The following is a 22,264-nucleotide window of genomic DNA, read 5'->3' as shown; positions in this document are numbered from 1 at the left end:
TTATCGCAAAAATGTGGAGGATAGAGCGATTCGGTGCCGGACATCGTCAGCCTTTGCAAAATGGGCCGCGACCGCTCCGGCCGCCCGGACGCCGTCCGCGTTCATCCTTTCGGCTGATACCGGCACTCGGCGGCGGCGCCTAAAGTGACCGGAAACGCCACCTTTCTGGAGAACGACATGACGCACCCGCAACCCCGCACGATCGCGATCACCGGCGCGGGCACCGGCATCGGCGCCGCGTGCGCGCGCCGCTTCGCCAGCCGCGGCGACCGCGTCGTGCTGATCGGGCGCCGCCAGGCGCCGCTCGACGCGCTGGCCGCCGAAACGGGCGGCCTCGCGCTCGCCGGCGACGCCGCGAGCACGGCCGACTGGGCCGGCTTCCTGCCGCGGATCGCCGAGCGTTTCGGCCGCGTCGACGCGCTCGTCGCGTGCGCGGGCGGTCACGGCGTCGGCCGCGCGGACGAAACCGACGACGCGCAGTGGCGCAACGCGATGCATGCGAACCTCGACACCGCGTTCGTTAGCGCGCGGGCTTGCCTGCCCGACCTGATCGCGCAGCGCGGCAGCATCGTGCTGGTCGCATCGATCGCCGCGCTCGCGGCCGGGCCCGGCGTCTGCGGCTACACGGTCGGCAAGCACGCGCTGCTCGGGCTCGCGCGGTCGCTCGCACGCGACTACGGGCCACACGGCGTGCGGGCGAACGCCGTCTGCCCGGGCTGGGTCCGCACGCCGATGGCCGACGCGGAAATGGAACCGCTGATGGCCGCGCACGGCGACACGCTCGACGGCGCGTATGCACGCGTCAGCGCCGACGTGCCGCTGCGGCGCGCGGCCGATCCGGACGAAATCGCGGCCGTCTGCGCGTTCCTCGCGTCGCCCGACGCGTCGTTCGTGACCGGCGCGACACTCGTCGCCGACGGCGGCGCGATGGTCGTCGACGTGCCGACGCTCGCGTTCGACACGCTTTGATGCCACTGAACGCGCGGCCCACGCCTTCGCTGCCGCCGAAATCCATTAACATCGACCCGATCCGCCGCTTGCGCGGCACCGCCTCACATTCGGGACGCGATGAACATCCGGTTTCTTGAAACCTTCGTCTGGCTCGCGAAGCTGGAAAACTTCCGGCTCACGGCCGAAAAACTGCATACGACGCAGGCGGCCGTATCGAGCCGCATCGCATCGCTCGAGGAAGCGTTCGACGTGCGCCTGTTCGATCGCAACACGCGCTCGGCCACGCTCACGCCGGCGGGCCGGCGCATGCTGGCCTACGCGGAGCGGATCGTGCGGCTCGACGGCGAAATGCGCCGCGATATCGATGCGGCGAGCGACGCGGGCCTGATCCGGATCGGCGTGATCGAGTCGATCGTGCACAGCTGGTTTCCGGCGCTGATGGCGCAACTGCGCGAACGCTATCCGCGTCTCGACGTCGAGATCACGAGCGACACGACGCTGCACCTGATCCGCCTGCTCAGCACCGACGGCGTCGACCTGATCCTGCAGACCGACCCGGTGCCGGGCCCCGACTTCACGAACCTGCCGCTGTGCGAGTTCCCCGTGCACTGGGCGGCGAGCCCGCGCCTCGGGCTCGGCGGCCAGCCGCTCGACGTCGCACGCCTGGCTGAATATCCAATCATCAGCTTCTCGCGCCACTCGGGGCCGCACGCGACGATCGAGCGGCTGTTCGCGGCCGTCGAGCGGCCGGCCAGCATCAACTGCATCACGTCGGTCGCCGCGATGATCCGCCTCGTCGCCGACGGCTTCGGCGTGGCCGCGCTGCCGCCCGCGATCATCGGGCGCGAGCTGCACGAAGGCACGCTCGAACTGCTCGACGTCGAACCCGAATTCCCTGCGCTGCCGCTCGTCGCGACCTACCGTTCGCAGGGCCTGCCCGTCGCCGCACGCATCGCGGAACTCGCGAGCGAGGTCGCGCGCGCGACGTCGGCTGCCGCGAACCAGGCGAAACCGGCCGCACCTACCAGGCCGGATGCCGTCGCCGCATCGCCCGCCCGTCCGGCGGCAAAGACAACGACGAAAGCGAAAGCGAAGCGCACGACGAAAACCACGACACCCGCCGCTGCCCCCGCCTCCGCGAAACACCGCCCGCGCCGCTCATAAGAAAACCTGTTCACCGCGAATTTGTTTTCTTGTTGGACGGGCGCGGCCCGTCTTCGGGAAACTGCGGTTCCTGACACACCCCCGTCACGAGGAACCCCGCGATGACCCGCCTTTCCCTTCCGCACGGCCAGCTTTGCGTCTGGACGGATATCGACCCCGCGCACGAAGCCGACTTCAACGCGTGGTACGACCGCGAGCACATGCAGGAACGTGTCGCGATTCCCGGCTTCACGCACGCCCGGCGCTTTCGCGCGACCGATCGCGGCCCGCGCAAGTACCTTGCGCTGTACGTGACGGACGCGCTCGACGTGTTCCGTAGCGATGCATACCGGCGCGCGTTCACGCAGCAGACCGCGTGGTCGCTCGCGAACTTCGAACGCATGACGGGCACGCAACGACGCGTCGGCGAACTGACGATCGAAGCCGGTGACGGCGAAGGCGCGCATCTCGCGCTGTTCGTGCTGCCGCCGGAGCGTATCGACGTGCCGCAACTGCGCGAACGCTTCGACGCCGCGCTGAACGAGCCGGGCATCCACGCCGCGCGGCTCTTCTGCACCGCGCCGGAGCTGTCCGCGCCGATCGGCGCCGATGCGGCCGCCCGCCCGGCCGCCGATGCGCTCGTGCTGATCGAAGGCAGCGACGCGGCCACGACGCGCCGCGTAGCTGCCGCGCTCGCCGGACACGACGACGTGCGCACCTTCGACCTGCTGTGGCGCGCCGCCGCGCCACAGCCGGTGGCGCACCGCGGCACCGAAGCCGAGCTGACCACCGCCGCACTGCCTGCCTGAACCCGCGAACGCACGAACGCGATCGCCAACATCGACCGCGCCGCATTCGCCATGCGGCCGACACGTCGGCCCCGCGCTTCATCCCGCCATCCGTCACGACATGCCCGAACCCATGAGCACTCTCGCCCAGCCCGCCGCCCACGCGCCCCGCCGCGTCCGCAACAGCCGACTCGCGACCGCGAGCATGATCGGCACGTCGCTCGAGTGGTACGACTTCACGATCTACAACACGCTCGCCGCGCTCGTCTTCAACCACCTGTTCTTCCCGTCGGTCGATCCGCTGGCCGGCACGATCCTCGCGTTCTCGACCTATGCGGTCGGCTACGTGTCGCGCCCGCTCGGCGGCTTCGTGTTCGGCAATCTCGGCGACCGCATCGGCCGCCGCGCGGTGCTGATGCTCACGCTCGTACTGATGGGCGTGACGACCGCGCTGATGGGCGCGCTGCCGACCTATGCACAGGCCGGCATCCTGAGCCCGATCCTGCTCGTCGCGCTGCGCTTCGTGCAGGGCGTCGCGCTCGGCGGCGAATGGGCCGGCGCGGTGCTGCTGTCGGTCGAGCACGGCGACCAGAAGCGGCGCGGGCTGTCCGCGTCGTGGACGCAGATCGGCCCGTCGTTCGGCACGCTGCTCGGCACCGGCTGCATCGCGCTCGTAACGCTGTCGACCACGTCCGAGAACTTCCTGTCGTGGGGCTGGCGCGTGCCGTTCGCGGCCAGCGCGCTGCTCGTCGTGTTCGGCTTCTGGCTGCGTCGCGGCGTCGACGAAACGCCGCAGTTCGAGCAGCTCGCCGAATCGCACGCAACCGCCGAAGTGCCCGTCGCCGACGTGCTGAAGTTCCACTGGCGACGCCTGCTGATCGCGGGCGGCTCGCGGATCGGCTCGGACGTGCTGTACGCGCTGATCGTCGTGTTCACGCTGACCTACGTGACGACCGTGCTGCACCTGTCGCGCCCCGTCGCGCTGACGGCCGTGATGATCGGCACGGCCTGCAACGCGCTCGCGGTGCCGTTCTTCGGTGCGCTGTCGGACCGTTTCGGCCGCCGCCCCGTGTATCTCGCCGGCGCGATCGCCGGCATCGTCTGGGCGTTCGCGTTCTTCGCGCTGCTCGATTCGGCGCGACCCGTCGCGATCGTCGCGGCCGTCGCGATCGGCCTCGTGATCCACGCGGTGATGTACGGCCCGCAGGGTGCGTTCGTCACCGAGCAGTTTCCGACGCGGGTGCGTTATGCGGGGTCGTCGCTGGCCTATACGCTCGCCGGCATCGTCGGCGGCGGCTTCGCACCGCTCGTGATCGCCACGCTGTTCCGGCAGACGGGCTCGACGACGGCCGTGTCGCTGTACGTCACCGCCGCGCTCGTCGTCACGTCGATCGCGCTCCTCGTCGCACGCGAGACCGCGCACCAGCCGCTCGCGGATTGAGCGAGCGCCGCATTCCAGCTCATGCCTTTGCACTTCAAACGGATACCCGCATGCAAGCCCTGTCGTTCAATGTGATTTCCCGGCAAGACGCGCCGGCCGCCGTCGATGTCGAAATCGAGCGTGTCGTGATCGCCGGCTGGGCCGGCCGCGATCCGGAAGCGATCCGCGCGCATATCGACGAACTCGCGGCGCTCGGCGTCGCGCCGCCTTCGACCACGCCGTGCTTCTATCGCGTGTCGGCCGCGCTGCTCACGCAGGCGCCTTCGATCGGCGTGCTCGGCGCACGCTCGGGCGGCGAGATCGAATGCGTGCTGGTCGACAGCCCGGTGGGCACGCTGATCACGGTCGGCTCCGATCATACGGATCGCGAAGTCGAGGCGTACGGCGTGGCCGTGTCGAAGCAGGTGTGCGCGAAGCCGCTCGGGCGCGATGCGTGGCTTTACGCAGACGTCGCGACTCACTGGGATCGAATCGAGATGCGCTCGTGGCTGATTTCGCGCGACGGCGAACGGAAGGCATACCAGCACGGCGCGGTCAGCGGCCTGCTGGCGCCGGAAGCGCTGTGGCAGCGCTTCGACGACCGCCGCACGATACCCGCGCGCTGCGCGATGTACGGCGGCACCGTCGCCGTGCATGGCGCGATCGCGGCGATGGGCGACGGCGCTGCGTTCGAGATGGAACTGCACGATCCGGTGCTCGGGCGCAGCCTGCGGCACCGGTATGCGGTCGAGGTGTTGCCGGTTGTGGCGTGACGGACAGCGGGAAACCGCACGGGACGCGGGCGCGGCGGCTTGCAGTCGTCGCGCCTGTTCCTACCTGTACGACTCAAAGCAGTGGTAGTCCGGGAAGTTGAACTGCGAGTTGTCGCAGTACAGCACACCTGCCAGGTTGGTACATCCACTCAATGTGAACATGATTGCGCCCGCAACCGACATTTTCCATCCGGAATACCACATCGCTCCCCCGTTTTCGCATTATCGGCGCCGACCGACATGATGCGCATCGGACACGCGTGGGTATGTGGAGAATTGTCGTCCCGGAGTTCTTCAATTCGCGATGACGCTTTCCCGTGCCCGGGCGTAGGCGTGGCACGGGCCCTGGCTCACTTCAGACACCCCAGCCCCGCCAGCGTCGCCTCCACCGCCGTATCGAGCGGCGTCAACGGTTCACGGCCGAGCACCGCGGTCACGCGCGCGTTGTCCATCCGGAGCGGCTCGCGCCACAGGTAGCGCATCTCCAGCATCTCGCGCAGCGTCGTGACGAACGGCGCCGCGGCCCACACGACCCACCACGGGAATTTGCGCACGGCCGGCCGCATCCCGTGCCGCTGCGCGACGCGACTGATGGCCGCGGCCATCTGCGTGCCGTCCGCATCCCAATGCCCGCCGAGATGGAAGCGCGCAAACGGTTCCAGCGTGTCGCGCCGCTCGATCAGCTCGACCATCGTGCGCGCCACGTCCGGCAGGTATGCCCACTGATGGCCGACACCCGGCCGCCCCGGCACGCTGATGGTCGACACGGGCCGCCCCGCCTTGATCAACCCCTGCGCGAACCAGTTGTTACCGGCCCGCACCCCGAAGAAGTCGCCCGCGCGCACGATGATCGTCCGGACGCCCTGCGCGGTCGCTTCCTGCAGCCGCCGCTCCAGTTCGACACGGATCGCGCCCTTGCGGGTCGTCGGATGCTGCGGCGCGTCTTCGCGCAGCACCGGAAACGCGTCGGCGCCGTAGTTGTAGACCGTGCCGGGCAGTACGACGGTCGCCTGCGCCACCGTCGCCGCCGCGATCGTGTTGTCGATCATCGGCAGCACCTGGGTCGGCCAGTTCCGGTAGCCGGGCGGGTTCACCGCGTGCACGATCACGCTGCAGCCGCGCGCAGCCCGCACGACCGCCTCGCGGTCCAGCGCGTCGCCGCGCATCCACGTGATGCCATCGCGCTCCACCACCTCGGCGTCGAGCCCGCGCTTGAGCGCGCGCACCTGCCAGCCGGCATCGCGCAGCTGCCGCGCGACTTCCCCGCCAATCCCGCCGCTCGCGCCGAGCACGAGTGCCTGTCGTTGCGTTCCGCCTGCGTTCGTCGTCATAACCGCGCTCCTTGAATGAATCGTCGTGAGATGCATTCTGGCGTGCGGCCGACTAATAAGGAATTGCTTAACCTGGCAGATCAGCTATACATTTATGTATGATCACCGATCTGAACTGGGAACGCTATCGGACCTTTCTCGCGGTGCTGACGGAAGGCTCGTTGTCCGGCGCGGCGCGCGCGCTCGGCATTACCCAGCCGACGGCCGGCCGCCACGTCGCGGCGCTCGAAGCCGCGTTCGGCCAGACGCTGTTCACGCGCTCGCCGTCGGGCCTGCTGCCGACCGAGGCGGCGCTCGCGCTGCGCGGCCATGCGGAAGCGCTGCGCAGCGCGGCAGCCGCGTTCGAGCGCGCGGCCGCGAGCCACGGCGCCGGCGTGCGCGGCATCGTGCGGATCTCGGCCAGCGACGTGATCGCGGTCGAGGTGCTGCCGCCGCTGCTCGCGCAGTTGCGGCGCGACCATCCGGGGCTCGTCATCGAACTGGTGCCGACCGACCGCATCCAGGACGTGCTGAACCGCGAGGCCGACATCGCGGTCCGGATGGCGCCACCCGCGCAGGACGCGCTCGTCGCGCGGCGCGTCGGCGACATCGAAGTCGGGCTGTTTGCGCGCGACGACTACGTGGCGCGCAACGGTACACCCGCGACGATCGACGAACTCGCGCATCACGCGCTGATCGGCTTCGATACGGTCACGCCGTTCATCCGCTCGGCGGGGCGCGGGATGCCGCTGTGGAAGCGCGACGCGTTCGCGCTGCGCACCGACAGCAACCTCGCGCAACTCGCGATGATCCGCGCCGGCTACGGGATCGGCTTCTGTCAGACGGGGCTCGCGAAGCGCGACGCGCGGCTGGTGCGCGTGCTGCCGGACGGGCCTGCGATGAAGCTGGAAACCTGGGTCGTGATGCACGAGGACCTGCGGACCAGCCCGCGCTGTCGGGCCGTGTTCGATGCGCTGGCGGACGGGTTGCGCGCGTATGCCGACGGCGAAGCCGCCGAATAGACGGCGTGAAGCGGCCGCGCGAATTGCCCGGAACGCGTTACTCGTAGATCTTCCCGGCGAACAGGATGTCGGCGATACGCCGCCACGGATTGTCGGGCACGTCGTAGAAGCGCAGCCCTTCCTCCGACGCCTCGGCCCAGTCGATCATCGCCTCCAGGTACTCGCCGATCGAGCGGTTTTCCCAGCCGAGCGCCGCGCGCGCGTACGGCGACGGCAGCAGGTCGGCTTCGAGCTGCCGCTCCGTGTTCCAGTCATGGCCGAGCACGCGCAGGAAATGGATCAGCGAGCGCTCGTCGACCACGCGCTCCAGCGCGTCCTGCAGCCGTTCGGCCATCTGGCTTTTCAGTTCGTCGTTCATGCTTGTCGTCCCTTGGCGCGCCTCTCGAATACGCACCGCCGCGTGTTGCGCGGCACGGTTTTACATGAGCAGTTGCCGCGACAGCACCTCGCGCGCCTGCGTGACCGACTCGCGCTCGCCCGGCATCGGCGGCGTCAGCGAAAACACCGCGTCGGGCAGCGGCGGCAGCCGGTATTTCGCGCCGAGCCGCATCAGGCCGTCGCCGATCGCCGACGCGCACAGACAGCCGACGCCGAGCCCCGCCGCGAGCATCGACTGCAGCCCCGCGACACCCGACGCGCTGTGCACGAGCACGTACGGCGTGTGCTGCTCGTCGAGCGAGCGCACCGCGACCTGATGCATCATGCAGTCGTCCGGCAACAGCACCAGCGGCAGCGGCTCGGGCAACTGCTCGGCGAGCGCCGGCGACGTGACCCACGACAGCGGCTCGCGCCGCAACACCCAGCGCGTATCGGCCGATGCCGGCCGGAACGGCCCGCTCGACATGTTCATCACGACGCCGAGATCGATCTGCCCCCGTGCGTGCGCCGTTTCGATATCCACGCTCTTCATCGCGCTCACATGCAGGCTCAACTGCGGATAACACTCCCGCAGCCGCGCCAGCATGCCCGCGACTTCATTCGTGCGGTAGTAATCGGTGATCGCGACGCGCAGCTCGCCCTTGATCGCCTGCCCGCGCAACTCGTCGAACGCGGCCTCGTTCAGCGCGACGATCCGCCGTGCGTGCTGCAGCAGCCGCGTGCCGGCCGGCGTCGGCTCGACGCCGCGCTTGCTGCGCACGAACAGCGGCACGCCGGCGCGCGATTCGAGCTTGCGCACCTGCTCGCTGACCGTCGACTGCGACAGGTGCAGCAGCGGCGCCGCAGCCGTCAGGCTGCCGGCGTCCGCGACCGCCGCGAAAGTGCGCAACTGGTCCAGGTCGAAACCGCGCATCGCCGTTCTCCATCCATCGATTAACCCGATGGATGCTACCACTCTTTCCCGCTTTTCCGAATCATGAGCCGCCACCAGAATACGGGGTCAATGGCCTGCCTGCGCCACTCACGCATACGGCCCTCATTTTTCGGACCCTGCTTCCATGACCAACCCTACCCTTGCCCCCTGCGCGCCGGCCGGCGCGGCCGCCGCGGCGACACCGCGCAGCCATCACGGCTGGGCGCTCGTGGTCCTGCTGGTCGGCGCCATTCTGCCGCCGCTCGACTACTTCATCGTGAATCTCGCGCTGCCGGCCATCCGCGACGGCATCGGCGCGCGCCCGGCCGAGCTGCAGCTCGTCGTGTCGGCCTATGCGTGCGCGAACGCGGTCGTGCAGATCACAGGCGGCCGTCTCGGCGACCTGTACGGCCGCAAGCGCATGTTCATGCTCGGCATGGCCGGCTTCGTGCTCGCGTCGACGCTGTGCGGGCTCGCCGACAGCGGCACCGTCCTTGTCGGCGGCCGCGTGCTGCAAGGCCTGTTCGCCGCGATCCTCGCGCCGCAGGTGCTCGCGACGATCCGCAGCGTGTTCAGCCCGCAGGAACAGGTGCGCGTGATGGGCTTCTACGGGTTCGCGTTCGGCCTCGCGGCCGTGATCGGCCAGCTCGGCGGCGGCGCGCTGATCAGCCTGCATCCGTTCGGGCTCGGCTGGCGCGCGATCTTCCTCGTCAATCTGCCGATCGGCATCCTGGCGCTGATCGGCAGCTGGCGCTTCATCCCGGAAAACCGGCCGCCGGCCGGCCAGCGTATCGACGTGCCGGGCATGGTGCTGATGTCGCTGTTCCTGCTGATGCTCGTGTACCCGCTCACGCACGGCCGCGAAGCCGGCTGGCCGCTGTGGATGGTCGCGTGCCTCGTCGGCGCGTTGCCGATGCTCGGCGCGCTGCTGGCGGTCGAAGCGAGACGGCTCGCGAGCGGCCGCGATCCGTTGCTCGACGTGCGCCTGTTCCGCAACCCGGTCGTCGCGCTCGGGCTGATGCTCGCGTTCCTGTTCTACATGCTGAGCGCGTTCTTCCTGAGCTACGGGATCTATCTGCAGGGCTGCCTGAACTGGTCGCCGCTCGCGGCGGGGTTCGCGATCCTGCCGCTCGGGCTCGGCTTCCTCGCGAGCCCGCTGCTGATGCCGCGCCTCGTCGGCCGGTTCGGCGGGTATCGCGTGCTGACGCTCGGCTACGTGATGCTGGCGGCCGGCGTCGCGACCGCCGCCGTGCTCGCCCGCGAAAGCGCGCCGGGGCCCGGCTTCTACGCAGGCATCGCGGCGATCGGCATCGGGCAAGGGCTCGTGCTGCCGTCGGTCGTGCGGATCGTGCTCGCGGAAGTCGACGCGGCGCGCGCGGGCGTCGCATCAGGGATGGTCAGCGCAATGCTGCAGATCGGCGCGGCCGTCGGCGCCGCGACGATCGGCGGTGTGTTCTTCGCGCGGCTCGGCGTGCATCCGGCCGCGGTCGATTACGTGCAGGGGTTCAGGACGTCGATGTTCACGCTGACGGTCGTATTGGTTGCGTGCATCGCGCTGTCGACAGCGCTCGGGCCGCTGCATCGGCGACTGCATGCGGGTGCGTGAAACGAGGCGGAAATTGCACCGCTGGCCAAGCCCCCGGCGCAAAAGCGGTGCATACGCGCCGCTTGCCGGCATCCGGCTCAGCGGTGATGCGGATGTTTCGCGTGGCGCGCTTCCCACTCGGCCAGTTCGATCCGATAACGCGCGAGCGCGTCGTCGTAAAGATCGAAGACGCACGGCGAGCAGCCGCTGTTGCAGCAGTCTTCCAGTTCAGGCTGTTGAGGCGGGGTCGGACGCGGATCGTCCTCGAACGGATCGGTGGGGGCAGGCGTGGGCACGGCGAAAATCGAATGACGAAGAGCGTCCAGTATAAGGGGATGCCGCCGGGCCTGCCCGCGGCATCGCCCGACCGGCGCTGCGTTACATCCCCGGTATCGTCACCTGGTCATGGCGAATCCGCACGTCGTGCATCGATGCGTCGCCACGCGTTCATCGATAATGGCGCGATTGTCGACTAAGCGGGCGGCGCTGTCGGCGACGCGCTCGCGTTGCACGCCTGGTCGCCGCAATCCATGCAACCGCGTCTTTCCCATCGACCGACAGGAGTTGCGTCATGGCTGAAGCAGTGAATCCGCCGGAAGTGTGGGCGCCGTTCGGCGCGTTCTCGATGGCCGTGATCCAGGGCGACGGCCGGATCGTGCACCTGAAGGGACAAGTGGCGCTCGATCGAGACGGTCAGGTGGTCGGCGCCGGCGACATGCGCATTCAGGTTCGGCAGACGCTCGACAACATCCGCGACGTGCTGGCCGCGATGGGCGGTCAGATGCGGGATGTGATCTCGCTCGTCCACTACGCGACCGACATCGACGCGTTCATGCAGGCCGGCGACATCCGCAAGACGTACTTCGCCGAGCCCTATCCGGTGACGACGACCGTTCAGGTCGAGCGTCTCTATCATCCGGAGCTGCTGATCGAGATCACGGCCGTCGCCGAAATTCCGCTGGCGCGGTTTCGGCGGCCTGCACCGCACGCGTGAATCGGCGGTCGGCCACAACGGCACGCGGGCCGACCGGAGCTTTCCCGGCCGGCCGCCTATACGAGACCCGCGTGCTTACTTCGCCGGCTCGGCCGGCTTCACGACACCCGCACCTGACTTGTCGGCGAGCGGCTGCCAGGCGGCGCCGAGCGAATACCAGTCGACGCGGCGCGTGAGCGTCATGATCCCGGCGAGGATCGCGAACAACAGCAGCGAACCGAGCATCAGCGCGTTGTCCTCCGACAGCAGCAGCCCGTAGAGCGCCGCATACAGCAATGCAAGCAGCGCCGCGAACGTCGCGCCGCGCTTCACGCTTTGCAGCACGAACGACAGGTAGAAGCCGAGCAGCCCGATGCACGCGCTGCTCGCCGCGAGATACGCATAACCGAACGCGATGTGCTCGGACAGGCTCAGCAGCAGCAGGAAGAACAGCGCGAGCGACAGGCCGACCAGCGTGTACTGGATCGGGTGAATGCGCAGCCGCTTCACGAGCTCGTACATGAAGAAGCTCGCGAACGTGAGCATCACGAACAGCGCGCCGTACTTCGTCGCGCGTTCAGCTTGCAGATAGACGTTCACGGGTTCGATCACCGACACCGATGCCATCTCGATCGCGCCTTGCCCGTCGCCGGTCGCGACCTGCTCTCGCGCCTTCGTGTTGAACGACGTCACGTGCCAGTTGCTGGTGAAACCGCGCGCGTCGATCGTGCGCTCGCCCGGCAGGAACGCGCCGCCGAAGCTCGGATGCGGCCACGTCGACGTCAGCGAGAAATCGTTCTGGTCGGCTACCGGCGCGAACGCGACGGATTCCGCGCCCGCCAGCGGCAGGTCGATGCTGAACGGCACCACTGCCCCTGCGTTTGCGTCCGCCAGCGCCGCGAGATCGAGATTCGCGTGCACGCCCTGGCGCAGGCTGTCCAGCCGCGTGCCCTGCTCCACGTCGAAGCGCTTGCCACCGATGCGCAGGTCGGGCTGGGATTTCAGCCCGCGGATATCGCCGATGCCGATCGCGACATACGTGCTGTCGACCGCGAAGCTCACGTGGCCGTCGGCCTGTGGCAGCTTCTTCAGGTCAGGCAGCGCCAGCGTGCCCGTCAGCCGGCTGTCAAGCCCGTACACGAGTGCCTTGTGGATGCCGCGATAGCGCGTCTCGACCTTGAGCGTGCCGTCGACCTTCAGCGTCTTCGGAAACACGAGCAGGCGTTTCGTCTCGCTTCTCAGGCTCGTCTTCGTCGCGCCGCCGGCCGGCGTCTCGTCGCGCACGCGCGTGACTTCGGTGTAGTGCACGACGAGCACCGGCCCCGTCACCGTCTGCGGCCCGGCGTAGCTGGCCCAGATGCTCTGCAGCGCACTCTCTCGATACGCGGCGCGTTCCTGCACGATGCTTTGGACCATGTGCAGCGGGATCAGGATCAGCAGCGCGAGAAACGCGGTGATCACGGACTTGAACAACAGGACTCGATTCATTGCTGACGGGTACCGGAGTGGAAGATGCGGTCAGCATGATCAGGCCCGGTGAACAGCGATTGAAGCCGGCGTGAAGCGAATGTGTGGCGAGCGTGAAGCGCGCTCAGCCCGCCGACGGCAGCGTCAGCGTCGCGCACGCGCCGCCTTCGTCGCGGTTCGCGAGCGCGACCTGGCCGCGGTGCAGCGTCGCGACTTCCCGGACGAAACACAGCCCGAGGCCCGTGCTGCGATCCTGCCCGTCGGGGCGCGGCAGCGAGTAGAAGCGTTCGAACACGCGCGACAGCGCGTAGTCGGGCACGCCGGGACCATCATCGGTCACGCGCACCACCGCGACGTGTGCCCTGCCCGCCGGCTGTCGTTCGAGCGCGATCCGGATCGTGCTGCCCCGCGGCGCGAAATCCAGCGCGTTGTCGAGCAGGTTGCCGAGCGCCTGGCGCAGCAGGAACGGATCGCCTTCGACGACCGACGGATCGGCCGTGCCGTTCGCGTCGATCCGCAGGCTCACGCCACGCTGGCGTGCGCGCGGCTCGATATCGTCGACGAGCTGTTCTAGCACCGGCAGCAGCGCCACCGGTTCGTGCACCGACAGGCGCTGCTTCTGCTCGACTTCGGCCAGCGCGAGCAGCTTGCGGATCATCTGCTCGAGGCGGCCGGCCTGGCGGCGGATATTCTCGGTGAAGCGCCGGCGGTTCGCGACCGGCATGTCTTCCTGCAGCAGTTCGGCCGCACCGCTGATCGCGGCCAGCGGGCTCTTCATCTCGTGCGTGAGCGTGTGGATGTAGGTTTCGACGTACTGCCGGTCCTCCAGCCGCCGGTGCATGCTTTCGACCGCGCGCCCGAGCTCGGCCAGCTCGCTCGCGCCCTGCAGCGGCATCGCCGCGCGCTCGCCGGCCGCGATCGCGCGCGCATAGCGCTGCAGGCGCCGCAGCCCGAGCACCAGCCACCACGTGCACGCGGCGCCGATCAGGATCGCGCCGCCCATCAGCAATGCGCCGTACAGCATGATCTTGCGCTGGCTGCGCGCGATGAACGGCGCGACGGTCTGGTTCGGCTTCGCGATCGTCAGCACGCCGATGATCTCGTTGCCGCGCCGGATCGGCGCAGCGACGTGCATCACGGTGCTGCTTTCGTCGTTCGGATCGGCGCGCGTGCTGCGCGCGCCGTATTCGCCGCGCAGCGTCCGGTACACATCGTTCCAGCGCGAATAGTCCTGCCCCAGCGCGCCACCGTCCGAGTCGTAGCGCACGATGCCGTGCGCGTCGGTGATGTAGATGCGGTAGCTGATCGTGTTCTTGTGCATGCCCCACACGTTCGCGCTGACCGGGCTCGCGTGCAGTTTTTCGAGCTGCCGCGCGAAGGCGCCGTCGGCGATATGCCCGTTCGCCATGTCGTCGGCGGCCAGCGTCGCCAGCACCTGCGCGGTGTCGACGAGCGTGTCCTCCATCGCCTCGCGCACGCCGGGCTTCACTTCCTGCACGAACACGCGCAGCGTGATCAGCGCGGCGAGACCGACGATCAGGAAAAAGCCGAAGAAGATGCGCAGGCCGATATGCATGGCGGTACCGGTCGTTACGGTTGCAGCGAATAACCCATTCCGCGATGCGTGCGGATCGGGTCGCGCTCGGGATCGATCGCGCGCAGTTTCGCGCGCAGCGTCTTGATATGCGTGTCGACCGTGCGGTCGGCCGAATCGAGCGCCTCTTGCCACACGAGGTCCATCAGCTGTTCGCGCGAATAGATGCGCCCCGGGTGCCGGACCAGCAGCGCCAGCAGGCCGAATTCGTAGCGCGTGAGGTCCAGCGCATGGCCGAGCCACGACACGCGCGCGCCGTCGATGTCGAGCACGAAACCCGGCGCGACGGGCGCGCTTGCCGCGACCGGCGCAGGCATCGGTTCCGGCGCGGCCGTCCGGTAGAAGCGGCGCAGGATCACGCGCACCCGCGCGGCCAGCTCGCGCGGCGAAAACGGCTTGACCACGTAATCGTCGGCGCCGATTTCGAGCCCGACGATCCGGTCGATTTCGTCGTGCCGAGCGGTGAGGAAGATCACCGGCACGTCGGTGAAGGTGCGCAGCCGCCGGCACACTTCGAAGCCGCTGAGATCCGGCAGGCCGACGTCCAGCACGACCAGGTCGAAGCGCGTGTCGCGCAGATGATCGAGCGCCGCCTGCCCGAGCGTGCAGTGGACGGTCTGCATGCCGTCCGTGCCGAGGGCGTAGACGATCGTGTCCGCGATCGCCATTTCATCTTCGACGATCAGGATATTGGGCTGATTCATGGTGTCAGGCTGGGCTCGCGCGTTTCCGGTGCGACATTGTACGCACGGCCGGACCGCGCGCGAGCCGTTCCCGGGCGCGCTACGCGACGCGGCCGTTCACCGGAATCGATGCACCGGTGATCGCCTGCGCGTCGGCCGACAGCAGGAACCCGATCGTCGCCGCGATCTGTTCCGGCCGCACCCAGCGCGTGAAATCCGCGTCGGGCATGTCCGCGCGGTTCGGCGGCGTATCGATGATGCTCGGCAGGATCGCGTTCACCGTCACGCCGCGGTCGAGCAGTTCGGCCGCCAGCGCCTCGGTGAGCCGCGCGACGCCGGCCTTCGCGGCCGCGTATGCGCCCATGCCCGCGCCGGCCTTGAACGCCGCGCCCGCGCCGATGTTGACGATGCGGCCGGCCGGGCTCGCGAACAGATGCGGCAGCGCGGCCTTCGATGCGTTCAGCGCGGTCTTCACGTTCAGTTCGTACATGCGGTCCCACGTGGCGGCGTCGCCGTCGGCGATCGTCTGCCACACGAAGGCGCCCGCGATGTTCAGCAGCGCGTCGACCCGGCCGAATTCGCGCTGCACGGTGTCGAGCGCCCGCGCGGCGGCCTGCGGATCGACGAGATCGATGCTGCCGATGCGCAGCGCGTCGACTGGCACGCCAGGCAGCACCTGCTCGGCCGACACCGCGCCGCGGCCGATCAGCGCGACGCGTGCGCCGCGCTCGGCCAGCCATGCAGCCGTCGCGACGCCCAGATGGCCGAATCCGCCTGTAATCGCGACTGCCTTGCCTTTCAGGTCATGTTCCATCGATGTTCTCTCCTGGATCGAGGGTGGCTTGATGATGCGTGAGGATATGTGATGTCGGCCTCGGCACGGGCGCGTGCGGCCGACGTGCCGACAGCGTAGCGCCGTTCAAGCATCCGTGCGCACGGCGACGAGGCTGCGGCGGCGCAGTTCCTCCGTCGTTTCGCCCTGATTGCCCGGACGCCAGCCCGGCGGCAGCATCACGAAACGGATCGCGGTCCACACGTCGCGGGCCGTCGCGACGTCGCGGGCCAGGCTCGCCCAGTGCTCGAGTTCGACGACGAACGGATTGCGCGAGCGAGTCGGCGTAACGAGGCCGTAGCGGCACGGCTCGTCGGCGCGCTCGGCGACATAGGTGCCGAACAGCCGGTCGAACACGATCAGCACGCCGCCGTAGTTCGCATCGAGATAGTCGAGGTTCGACGCATGGTGCACGCGATGCGCGGACGGCGTGTTGAACACGTATTCGAGCCAGCCGAGCTTCGGCATCCACGTGTTATGCAGCCAGAACTGGTACATCAGGTTGAACGACAGGATCGCGAGCACGGCTTCCGGACGCACGCCGAGCCACACGAGCGGCGTGAAGAACATCGCGGCGCCGGCAATCTTGCCGGTCCAGCCGAGACGGAACGCGGACGACAGCGTCAACTGGTTCGGCGAATGGTGCACCGCATGGGTCGACCAGAAGAAGCGCACGCGGTGCGACGCGCGGTGATACCAGTAGTAGCAGAACTCCTGGCCGACGAACACGAGCAGCGCGAGCGCGACGCTGTGGAGCGGGATCGTGAAGAGCCGGTGCGCCCACGCGAAATCGAAGACCGGCGTCGCGAGCGACAGCGGCACCAGCGCGAGCAGCTTGCGGCCCGCGAGATCGGCCAGCGACAGCCAGACCTCGTTCCAGTCGAACGGTTCGGGCTGGCGGCTGCGGCGCCAGGTGAGCACGGCCGCCTCGACGAGCGAGACGGCGATGATGAAAAGTGTGACGAAGTAGGCGAGCTTGCCGGTGGTCGTGAGCATGATGGGTCGTTCCTGCGGTTGAAGTCGGACGCGTCATGTGCGGCACGTGCCGCCGTCGCGTCGAATGAAGCGCACTGTAGTGGGCGCGGAACGGAAAAACCACGCGGGAAATGTGTCACCGTATGTCGCGGTGAAGCGCGTTCGTGCGACGGACGGCGGTCGCGGGCGCTTGCGGACTGGCAGTTCGCCGGTTGATGGCCCGGCGTGAACATGTCGGGCGCGAAATATGTCGCCGTATGTCGTGCCGTAGCCAGCCGACCGTGTGCTCGCCGGGTGCCGACGGATGCGGATGCGCGACACACGAACACTGCGGTTTCCGAGCGCCGGGCCAATCGTCGGACGGTAGGTGGCTGCGACTGCATGTCGAGGTGGCGCGTGCTCCGGTTCTACGCGCAGCACTATCCGCGTTCGATATACATGGCTCAACGCAGCGCATGCATGTTTCGGTCGGCAAATATGTCGCCGCATGTCACAACGACACCGGTTCGAACTGCGCAGGACACGTGTCGATCGATACCGTTGCCTGCCTCCCCCACGCGACTGCACCGCCGTCGGCCTTGTGTGGTGCGGCACGCCGACGATCGGCGCGGCCGACGCACGCATTCTTCGTACCGAAAAAAAGCGCCCCACGTGTAACACCGCGACATCTTTTATGACGCGACTGGCGCGCGTCGCCGTCCTAAAGTTCGTCCCGTCGCCACGCCACCGCGTGCACCGAAACGAACCGCAAGGACACCCGATGAAAACCCGCTTCCTTCTCACCGCCGCCGCACTCGTCACGCTCGCCAGCGCGCCGGCCTTCGCCGGCTGGTCCGGCCACGGCACCGCCTACACGCCGCGCGGCACCTACAACGGCGCGCACGCCGGCTCATGCGGCGGTGGCAGCTGCTCGCATGCGGGCGGCGTGATCGGCCCCGGCGGCGGCCTCGCGACCAATACCGGCACCGTCACGCGCACCGCACCCGGCCAGTTCTCGAACAGCGGCACGGCCGTCGGCCCGAACGGGCGTTCGGTTGAGCACAGCGGCGACACGAGCTGCGCGGGCGGCACCTGCTCGCACACCGGTTCGCTGACGGGCTCGGACGGCCGCAGCGCGACGACGTCGGGCAGCGTGACGCGCAACGGCCCGGGCCAGTACTCGTCGAGCGGCACGATCACGGGTTCCGGCGGCAACACGGCCAGCCACTCCGCGTCGACGAATTGCGCAGGCTCGACCTGCTCGCGCTCGGGCACCGTGACGGGCACGGACGGCGGGAGCGTCACACATTCCGGCAGCGCGACGCGCGTGGCGCCGGGCGTCGTGACGACGTCGGGCGGCTCGACGGTCGTGCACGGTGGCACGGTCTCGACCGGCGGCACGACAGTGATCCACGGCAGCACGGCGGCAGGCGGCGCGGTTGTCGTTGCGGGGGGAACGGTGCCAGTGCCAGTTCCTGTACCCGTCGCACCGCCCCCGTCGGCCGCAGTCGTCGTGACGGCACCGCCGGCTACCGCCGCGGTCGCTGTCGCGGCGCCTGCTCCGGCGCCGGTACCGGCTGCTGTCGTGGTCGCGGCACCGCCGCCCGCGCCGGCCGCCGTCGTCGTCACGCCGCCACCGAAGGTCGTGCATGTTGCACCGCCGAAAGCCGTCGTGATCGCGCCCGCCCCCGCACCGCGCATCGTGTACGTCGCACCGCCGCCGCCGAAGGTCCTGTACCTCGCGCCGCCGCTGCCGCGTTCCGTGTACGTCGCGCCGCGCGCCGTGTATGTCGCTCACCCGCCGCGCGCCGTCGTCTGGGTGCCCGCTCATTGGGCCGGCCGCATCTGGGTGCCCGCTCACTGGGCGTAACCCGGCACCGGCTGCATCGATTCATCGACCCGTTTCGTTTTCCATCCGTTTCAGTTTCATCAACCACCCGGCCGGCGCAGACCGTCGGCCACGCAAGGAGAAACCCCATGAAGTCCATCAAGAAGATGATTGCCGTCGTCGTTTTGTGTATCGTCTCAGCAGCAGCGTCGGCCCAGCAGGTGCCGCCGGGCGCGGCGAACGGCGGTGCACGTGTCGAACATGCGCTGATGCAGTTGCAGACCCGCTTCGCCAGCGCGAACACGACGCACGACGGCAAGCTCACCCGCGAGCAGGCCGCCGCGGGCATGCCGATGGTTGCGCAGCATTTCGACGAGATCGATGCGCAGCGCAACGGTTACGTCACGCTCGCGCAGATCGCCAGCTTCATGCGCCAGCGCATGGCGGCCCGCTGAACCCGGACGACCAGTCCGACCGCGCGACACGCACCGGGAGGCAGCCGATGGAACAGTCCTGCAGGATCGTCGTGCTCGACGACGAAGCCGAGCTGCGCAACATGCTGCAGCGCTTCCTGACCGGCCACGGCTTCCAGGTCCGCGCGGTCGCTGACGGCAAGCGGCTCGACCGCCTGCTGCAGCGCGAACCGTACGACCTGCTGGTGCTCGACCTGATGATGGAGCCCGAGGACGGGCTGAGCGTGTGCCGGCGCCTGCGCGCGGAAGGCCACACGCTGCCGATCCTGATGCTCACCGCGAAAGGCGACGCGGCCGACAAGGTCGTCGGCCTCGAAACGGGCGCCGACGACTACCTGGCGAAGCCGTTCCTCCCCGACGAACTCGTGGCCCGCGTCCGCGCGCTGCTGCGGCGGCAGAAGATGGCGGCCGGCGAGCCGACGGTCACGTCGCAGCAGTTGCGCTTCGGCGCGTTCACGTTCGACGTCGGCCAGCAGACGCTGATGCGCAACGGCGTGCCCGTCGAAATCCATTCCGCGCAGATGCTGCTGCTGCACGCGCTCGGCTCGTCGCCGAACCGCGCGGTGAGCCGCGAGAACCTGCTCGCTCGTGCGCGTGGCCGCGACCACGCCGCACTCGACCGCAGCGTCGACGTGCAGATCCTGCGGCTGCGCCAGATCGTCGAGGAGGATCCCGGCAAGCCGCGCTTCATCAAGACGGTCTGGGGCATCGGCTACATGCTGGTGGCCGGCGTCGAACCGTGATGCGATTCCCGCTGCCGCGCTCGCTGCTCGCGCGCAACATCGCGCTGCTGGTCGCGCTCGTCGCGTTGTCGCTCGTCTGTTCGCTCGCCGTGTTGCTGCACTACGTGCAACGCCCGCGCATCGAGCGCGCATCGATCATCTTCTCCGACTACGTGCAATTGCTCGACCGCACGCTCGCCGGCATGCCGGCCGACACGGGCCGCACGATGGTCGCGCAGCTCGGCGGTCAGGCATCGCCGCCGCCCGCCGCGCCGCCGCATGCGCCGAGCCTCGCGGCCTTCTTCCGTACCTGGCAGCGCGACGTGTTCATGCAGGCGCTCGAACGCCACCTGCCGCCCGACCTCCCGGCGCGCTGGCAGTCGGGCGACGACGAACGCCTGTGGATCCGGCTGCATGCGGCCGGCTCGCCGGTCTGGGTGCCGCTGCCGATGGCTGCCGACGCGCAGGCAAGCGGCATCACGACGGCCCTCGTGCTGTCGGTCGGGCTGGCGTTGCTGGCGGCGTTGACCGGCTACCTGATCCAGCTTCACCTGAACCGGCCGCTCGATGCGCTGGCACGCGCGGCGCAGCGCGTCAGCGCGGGCGAGCGCCCGCCGCCGCTGCCCACCGACGGCCCGACCGAAATCGCCGACGTGAGCCGCGCGTTCAACCGGATGGCCGATGCGCTGCAGCAGGCGGAAACGACCCGCTCGCTGATGCTGGCCGGCGTGTCGCACGACATCCGCACGCCGCTCACCAAGCTGCGCCTTGCGCTCGCGATGGCGCTGCCGCGCGGCACGCACGACGCGCTCACCGCCTCGGCCGAACATTACCTGGACCAGATCGATACGATCCTGCAGCAATTCATGGACTACGCGGGCAGCGGAGAGCGCGAGACACCGCAACCCGGCGACCTGAATGCGCTGATCGGCCAGCTCGTCGCGGATTTCGCCGGGCTCGGTCACGAATTCAAATTCGACGAAGGCGACGTGCCCGCGTTCGCGTTCCGCCCGATCAGCCTGATGCGGCTGCTGATGAACCTGATGCAGAACGCCGTCGTGTACGGCCACACCGGCCTCGGCGTGCGTACCTGGACCGAACGGGGCATCGCGTACGCGGTGGTCAGCGATCGCGGCAACGGCATCGGCGCCGCGGAACTCGAGCGGCTCAAGGCGCCGTTCAGCCGCGGCGCGAACGCGCGCAGCCATGCGGGCGGCACCGGCCTCGGCCTCGCGATCGTCGAGCGGATCGCGCGCCTGCACGGCGGATCGCTGACGTTTCGCGACCGCGAGGGCGGCGGCCTGGAGGCCGTCGTCGCGCTGCCGCTCGATTCGTCCGGGCCGGCGCGGCCTTCGCTGTCGGCTTGAAGGTCTGGGGAGCCCGGGAGCCTGAGGGCTTGAGGGCCCGACTGCTTCGCCGCTCCGCTGCTTGACCGCCTGACTGCTCGATGGCCGTGCGCGCCGGCCCGTGACATGCGACGACATAATTCCTGCGTGGCGTGTCACGTCCGACCTCCGCATACTTGCGCCTGCGTGTTGCGCAACGGCATGAACCCTCTCCCCGCCAGCGTCCACGCCCCGCTTCCGATCGTTCGCGTTCCTGAATGCCGCGACAGTATCGGCATCCTCATCCAGGCCACGGAGATCGACATGTTCACTACCCTTCACGCACTGACCGCCCACGCCAAACGTCTGACCAGTGCCGCGCTGATCGCCGGCGCGCTCGCGATGACCGGCTGCGCATCGACCGCGACTACGGCGACGAACGCCGCGCCCGCGGCCCATACGCTGCCGCAGGTTCATGCGGATGTCGTCTATGTGTCCCCGTTCGATGTGGACACGACCGACGTCAAGGTCGACGGCGGGATGATCAGCAAGCTCGCGACCCTCGCGAAGGGCTCATCCGCCGACGTGCAGCGCCAGCAGAGCGCGCTGAAGACCCGCGAGCAACTCGCCGACGCGCTCGTGCGCGAACTCCGGTCGCAAGGCATTCCCGCGCTGCGCGGTCCGGCGCCCGACGGCCGCGACGCGCTGGTGGTCGAAGGCCGGTTCGAAACGATCGACGCCGGCAACCGCCGCCGCCGCATCCTGATCGGGCTCGGCGCGGGCAAAAGCGAAGTGGGTGCGTCGGTCACCGTGCTGTTCCAGCCGGCCCACGGCGCACCGCAGCCGCTCGACACGTTCTCCGTCAGCGCGAACAGCGGCCACCTGCCCGGCATGGTCGAAACCGCCGGGGTCGGCGCGGCGGCCGGCCGCCTCGCGACGTCGGCGGCGGTCGGCGCCGGCCTGCACGGCGCGTCGGAAACCAAACACGACACGGTGGCGTCCGATACGGACCGCCTTGCGCGCTCGATCGCGAAGCAACTCGCCACGCAGAACACGGCGAACGCGTGGCTGCCGACGGCGTCGGCGAGCTGACGCGCCGCGGCGCCGCACGCGCGGCCCGGCAGGCGCGC

Annotated in this window: 22 protein-coding genes; 13 read left to right on the top strand and 9 right to left on the bottom strand. The window is 69.2% G+C overall.

The genetic code is table 11. The features are described from left to right. Nucleotides 1-177 precede the first annotated feature (177 nt). From H3H55_RS21730 to H3H55_RS21710, 5 genes are all read left to right on the top strand, one after another. The gene (locus H3H55_RS21730) at nucleotides 178-969 is read left to right on the top strand and encodes an SDR family NAD(P)-dependent oxidoreductase (RefSeq protein WP_048245673.1); all 792 of its coding nucleotides are present in this window, start codon (nucleotides 178-180) and stop codon (nucleotides 967-969) included. Nucleotides 970-1,068: 99 nt separating this feature from the next. Then, nucleotides 1,069-2,115: a LysR family transcriptional regulator gene (locus H3H55_RS21725; RefSeq protein ID WP_193100153.1), complete on the top strand. Its 1,047-nt coding sequence runs from the start codon at nucleotides 1,069-1,071 to the stop codon at nucleotides 2,113-2,115. A gap of 101 nt (nucleotides 2,116-2,216) precedes the next feature. Then, nucleotides 2,217-2,903, top strand: coding sequence for a DUF4286 family protein (locus tag H3H55_RS21720; RefSeq protein WP_193100152.1), 687 nt, complete (start codon nucleotides 2,217-2,219; stop codon nucleotides 2,901-2,903). 100 nt (nucleotides 2,904-3,003) lie between these two features. Further along, nucleotides 3,004-4,323 (top strand): MFS transporter, encoded by a 1,320-nt coding sequence (locus H3H55_RS21715; protein WP_193100151.1) that lies wholly within the window; start codon nucleotides 3,004-3,006, stop codon nucleotides 4,321-4,323. Nucleotides 4,324-4,373: 50 nt separating this feature from the next. Then, nucleotides 4,374-5,075, top strand: coding sequence for a DUF2848 domain-containing protein (locus tag H3H55_RS21710; RefSeq protein WP_193100150.1), 702 nt, complete (start codon nucleotides 4,374-4,376; stop codon nucleotides 5,073-5,075). 350 nt (nucleotides 5,076-5,425) lie between these two features. Here H3H55_RS21710 and H3H55_RS21705 read toward each other — a convergent pair whose 3' ends face one another. Beyond that, nucleotides 5,426-6,406, bottom strand: coding sequence for an NAD-dependent epimerase/dehydratase family protein (locus tag H3H55_RS21705; protein WP_193100149.1), 981 nt, complete (start codon nucleotides 6,404-6,406; stop codon nucleotides 5,426-5,428). A 98-nt stretch (nucleotides 6,407-6,504) separates the two neighbouring features. On the opposite strand from H3H55_RS21705, the gene H3H55_RS21700 reads away from it, so the two are divergent. Then, on the top strand, nucleotides 6,505-7,407 hold the full coding sequence (locus H3H55_RS21700) for a LysR family transcriptional regulator (RefSeq protein ID WP_193100148.1): 903 nt from the start codon (nucleotides 6,505-6,507) through the stop codon (nucleotides 7,405-7,407). 37 nt (nucleotides 7,408-7,444) lie between these two features. Here H3H55_RS21700 and H3H55_RS21695 read toward each other — a convergent pair whose 3' ends face one another. Together H3H55_RS21695 and H3H55_RS21690 are read right to left on the bottom strand one after the other, a co-directional pair. Then, nucleotides 7,445-7,765: a hypothetical protein gene (locus H3H55_RS21695; protein ID WP_193100147.1), complete on the bottom strand. Its 321-nt coding sequence runs from the start codon at nucleotides 7,763-7,765 to the stop codon at nucleotides 7,445-7,447. 60 nt (nucleotides 7,766-7,825) lie between these two features. Next, nucleotides 7,826-8,698, bottom strand: coding sequence for a LysR family transcriptional regulator (locus tag H3H55_RS21690; protein WP_193100146.1), 873 nt, complete (start codon nucleotides 8,696-8,698; stop codon nucleotides 7,826-7,828). A 145-nt stretch (nucleotides 8,699-8,843) separates the two neighbouring features. Between H3H55_RS21690 and H3H55_RS21685 the strand changes: the two genes are divergently transcribed. After that, entirely contained in the window at nucleotides 8,844-10,304 is a 1,461-nt protein-coding gene (locus H3H55_RS21685) for an MFS transporter (protein ID WP_193100145.1), read from the top strand. A 77-nt stretch (nucleotides 10,305-10,381) separates the two neighbouring features. Here H3H55_RS21685 and H3H55_RS21680 read toward each other — a convergent pair whose 3' ends face one another. Further along, nucleotides 10,382-10,579: an oxidoreductase-like domain-containing protein gene (locus H3H55_RS21680; protein WP_193100144.1), complete on the bottom strand. Its 198-nt coding sequence runs from the start codon at nucleotides 10,577-10,579 to the stop codon at nucleotides 10,382-10,384. Nucleotides 10,580-10,854: 275 nt separating this feature from the next. Here H3H55_RS21680 and H3H55_RS21675 point away from each other — a divergent pair, with 275 nt between their 5' ends. Further along, nucleotides 10,855-11,277, top strand: a complete 423-nt coding sequence (locus H3H55_RS21675) for a RidA family protein (protein ID WP_193100143.1) — start codon at nucleotides 10,855-10,857, stop codon at nucleotides 11,275-11,277. 75 nt (nucleotides 11,278-11,352) lie between these two features. On the opposite strand, the gene creD is transcribed toward H3H55_RS21675, so the two are convergent. The 5 genes from creD to H3H55_RS21650 form a co-directional block, all read right to left on the bottom strand. Beyond that, complete coding sequence (gene creD, locus H3H55_RS21670) at nucleotides 11,353-12,744, bottom strand: cell envelope integrity protein CreD (RefSeq protein ID WP_193100142.1); 1,392 nt, start codon at nucleotides 12,742-12,744, stop codon at nucleotides 11,353-11,355. 103 nt (nucleotides 12,745-12,847) lie between these two features. Further along, entirely contained in the window at nucleotides 12,848-14,299 is a 1,452-nt protein-coding gene (gene creC, locus H3H55_RS21665) for a two-component system sensor histidine kinase CreC (RefSeq protein WP_193100141.1), read from the bottom strand. Nucleotides 14,300-14,313: 14 nt separating this feature from the next. Next, a complete protein-coding gene (gene creB / locus H3H55_RS21660; protein ID WP_193100140.1) occupies nucleotides 14,314-15,021 on the bottom strand; it encodes a two-component system response regulator CreB in 708 nt (235 codons plus the stop codon). 79 nt (nucleotides 15,022-15,100) lie between these two features. After that, on the bottom strand, nucleotides 15,101-15,814 hold the full coding sequence (locus H3H55_RS21655; RefSeq protein ID WP_193100139.1) for an SDR family NAD(P)-dependent oxidoreductase: 714 nt from the start codon (nucleotides 15,812-15,814) through the stop codon (nucleotides 15,101-15,103). Nucleotides 15,815-15,919: 105 nt separating this feature from the next. After that, nucleotides 15,920-16,828: a sterol desaturase family protein gene (locus tag H3H55_RS21650; RefSeq protein WP_048245656.1), complete on the bottom strand. Its 909-nt coding sequence runs from the start codon at nucleotides 16,826-16,828 to the stop codon at nucleotides 15,920-15,922. Between the two features lie 739 nt (nucleotides 16,829-17,567). On the opposite strand from H3H55_RS21650, the gene H3H55_RS21645 reads away from it, so the two are divergent. The 5 genes from H3H55_RS21645 (at nucleotide 17,568) to H3H55_RS21625 (ending at nucleotide 22,226) form a co-directional block, all read left to right on the top strand. Then, nucleotides 17,568-18,656 (top strand): hypothetical protein, encoded by a 1,089-nt coding sequence (locus tag H3H55_RS21645; protein ID WP_193100138.1) that lies wholly within the window; start codon nucleotides 17,568-17,570, stop codon nucleotides 18,654-18,656. Between the two features lie 107 nt (nucleotides 18,657-18,763). Next, entirely contained in the window at nucleotides 18,764-19,069 is a 306-nt protein-coding gene (locus tag H3H55_RS21640; RefSeq protein WP_080970799.1) for a hypothetical protein, read from the top strand. A gap of 47 nt (nucleotides 19,070-19,116) precedes the next feature. Beyond that, nucleotides 19,117-19,830, top strand: coding sequence for a response regulator (locus tag H3H55_RS21635; protein WP_193100137.1), 714 nt, complete (start codon nucleotides 19,117-19,119; stop codon nucleotides 19,828-19,830). Beyond that, nucleotides 19,830-21,176: an ATP-binding protein gene (locus tag H3H55_RS21630; protein ID WP_193100136.1), complete on the top strand. Its 1,347-nt coding sequence runs from the start codon at nucleotides 19,830-19,832 to the stop codon at nucleotides 21,174-21,176. The genes H3H55_RS21635 and H3H55_RS21630 overlap by 1 nt, the downstream gene beginning before the upstream one ends. Nucleotides 21,177-21,458: 282 nt before the next feature. Further along, nucleotides 21,459-22,226: a DUF4410 domain-containing protein gene (locus tag H3H55_RS21625; RefSeq protein WP_193100135.1), complete on the top strand. Its 768-nt coding sequence runs from the start codon at nucleotides 21,459-21,461 to the stop codon at nucleotides 22,224-22,226. Nucleotides 22,227-22,264: the final 38 nt, after the last annotated feature.

Origin of the sequence: Burkholderia sp. Z1 (assembly GCF_014893795.1) — a bacterium.
Lineage (GTDB): Bacteria > Pseudomonadota > Gammaproteobacteria > Burkholderiales > Burkholderiaceae > Burkholderia > Burkholderia theae.
This window is presented reverse-complemented; position numbering and strand designations above follow the sequence as displayed.

Coding starts and splice junctions, on each gene's coding strand:
- H3H55_RS21730 (WP_048245673.1), top strand. CDS start 178: ATGACGCACCCGCAACCCCGCACGATCGCGATCACCGGCGCGGGCACC.
- H3H55_RS21725 (WP_193100153.1), top strand. CDS start 1,069: ATGAACATCCGGTTTCTTGAAACCTTCGTCTGGCTCGCGAAGCTGGAA.
- H3H55_RS21720 (WP_193100152.1), top strand. CDS start 2,217: ATGACCCGCCTTTCCCTTCCGCACGGCCAGCTTTGCGTCTGGACGGAT.
- H3H55_RS21715 (WP_193100151.1), top strand. CDS start 3,004: ATGCCCGAACCCATGAGCACTCTCGCCCAGCCCGCCGCCCACGCGCCC.
- H3H55_RS21710 (WP_193100150.1), top strand. CDS start 4,374: ATGCAAGCCCTGTCGTTCAATGTGATTTCCCGGCAAGACGCGCCGGCC.
- H3H55_RS21705 (WP_193100149.1), bottom strand. CDS start 6,406: ATGACGACGAACGCAGGCGGAACGCAACGACAGGCACTCGTGCTCGGC.
- H3H55_RS21700 (WP_193100148.1), top strand. CDS start 6,505: ATGATCACCGATCTGAACTGGGAACGCTATCGGACCTTTCTCGCGGTG.
- H3H55_RS21695 (WP_193100147.1), bottom strand. CDS start 7,765: ATGAACGACGAACTGAAAAGCCAGATGGCCGAACGGCTGCAGGACGCG.
- H3H55_RS21690 (WP_193100146.1), bottom strand. CDS start 8,698: ATGCGCGGTTTCGACCTGGACCAGTTGCGCACTTTCGCGGCGGTCGCG.
- H3H55_RS21685 (WP_193100145.1), top strand. CDS start 8,844: ATGACCAACCCTACCCTTGCCCCCTGCGCGCCGGCCGGCGCGGCCGCC.
- H3H55_RS21675 (WP_193100143.1), top strand. CDS start 10,855: ATGGCTGAAGCAGTGAATCCGCCGGAAGTGTGGGCGCCGTTCGGCGCG.
- creD (WP_193100142.1), bottom strand. CDS start 12,744: ATGAATCGAGTCCTGTTGTTCAAGTCCGTGATCACCGCGTTTCTCGCG.
- creC (WP_193100141.1), bottom strand. CDS start 14,299: ATGCATATCGGCCTGCGCATCTTCTTCGGCTTTTTCCTGATCGTCGGT.
- creB (WP_193100140.1), bottom strand. CDS start 15,021: ATGAATCAGCCCAATATCCTGATCGTCGAAGATGAAATGGCGATCGCG.
- H3H55_RS21655 (WP_193100139.1), bottom strand. CDS start 15,814: ATGGAACATGACCTGAAAGGCAAGGCAGTCGCGATTACAGGCGGATTC.
- H3H55_RS21650 (WP_048245656.1), bottom strand. CDS start 16,828: ATGCTCACGACCACCGGCAAGCTCGCCTACTTCGTCACACTTTTCATC.
- H3H55_RS21645 (WP_193100138.1), top strand. CDS start 17,568: ATGAAAACCCGCTTCCTTCTCACCGCCGCCGCACTCGTCACGCTCGCC.
- H3H55_RS21640 (WP_080970799.1), top strand. CDS start 18,764: ATGAAGTCCATCAAGAAGATGATTGCCGTCGTCGTTTTGTGTATCGTC.
- H3H55_RS21635 (WP_193100137.1), top strand. CDS start 19,117: ATGGAACAGTCCTGCAGGATCGTCGTGCTCGACGACGAAGCCGAGCTG.
- H3H55_RS21630 (WP_193100136.1), top strand. CDS start 19,830: ATGCGATTCCCGCTGCCGCGCTCGCTGCTCGCGCGCAACATCGCGCTG.
- H3H55_RS21625 (WP_193100135.1), top strand. CDS start 21,459: ATGTTCACTACCCTTCACGCACTGACCGCCCACGCCAAACGTCTGACC.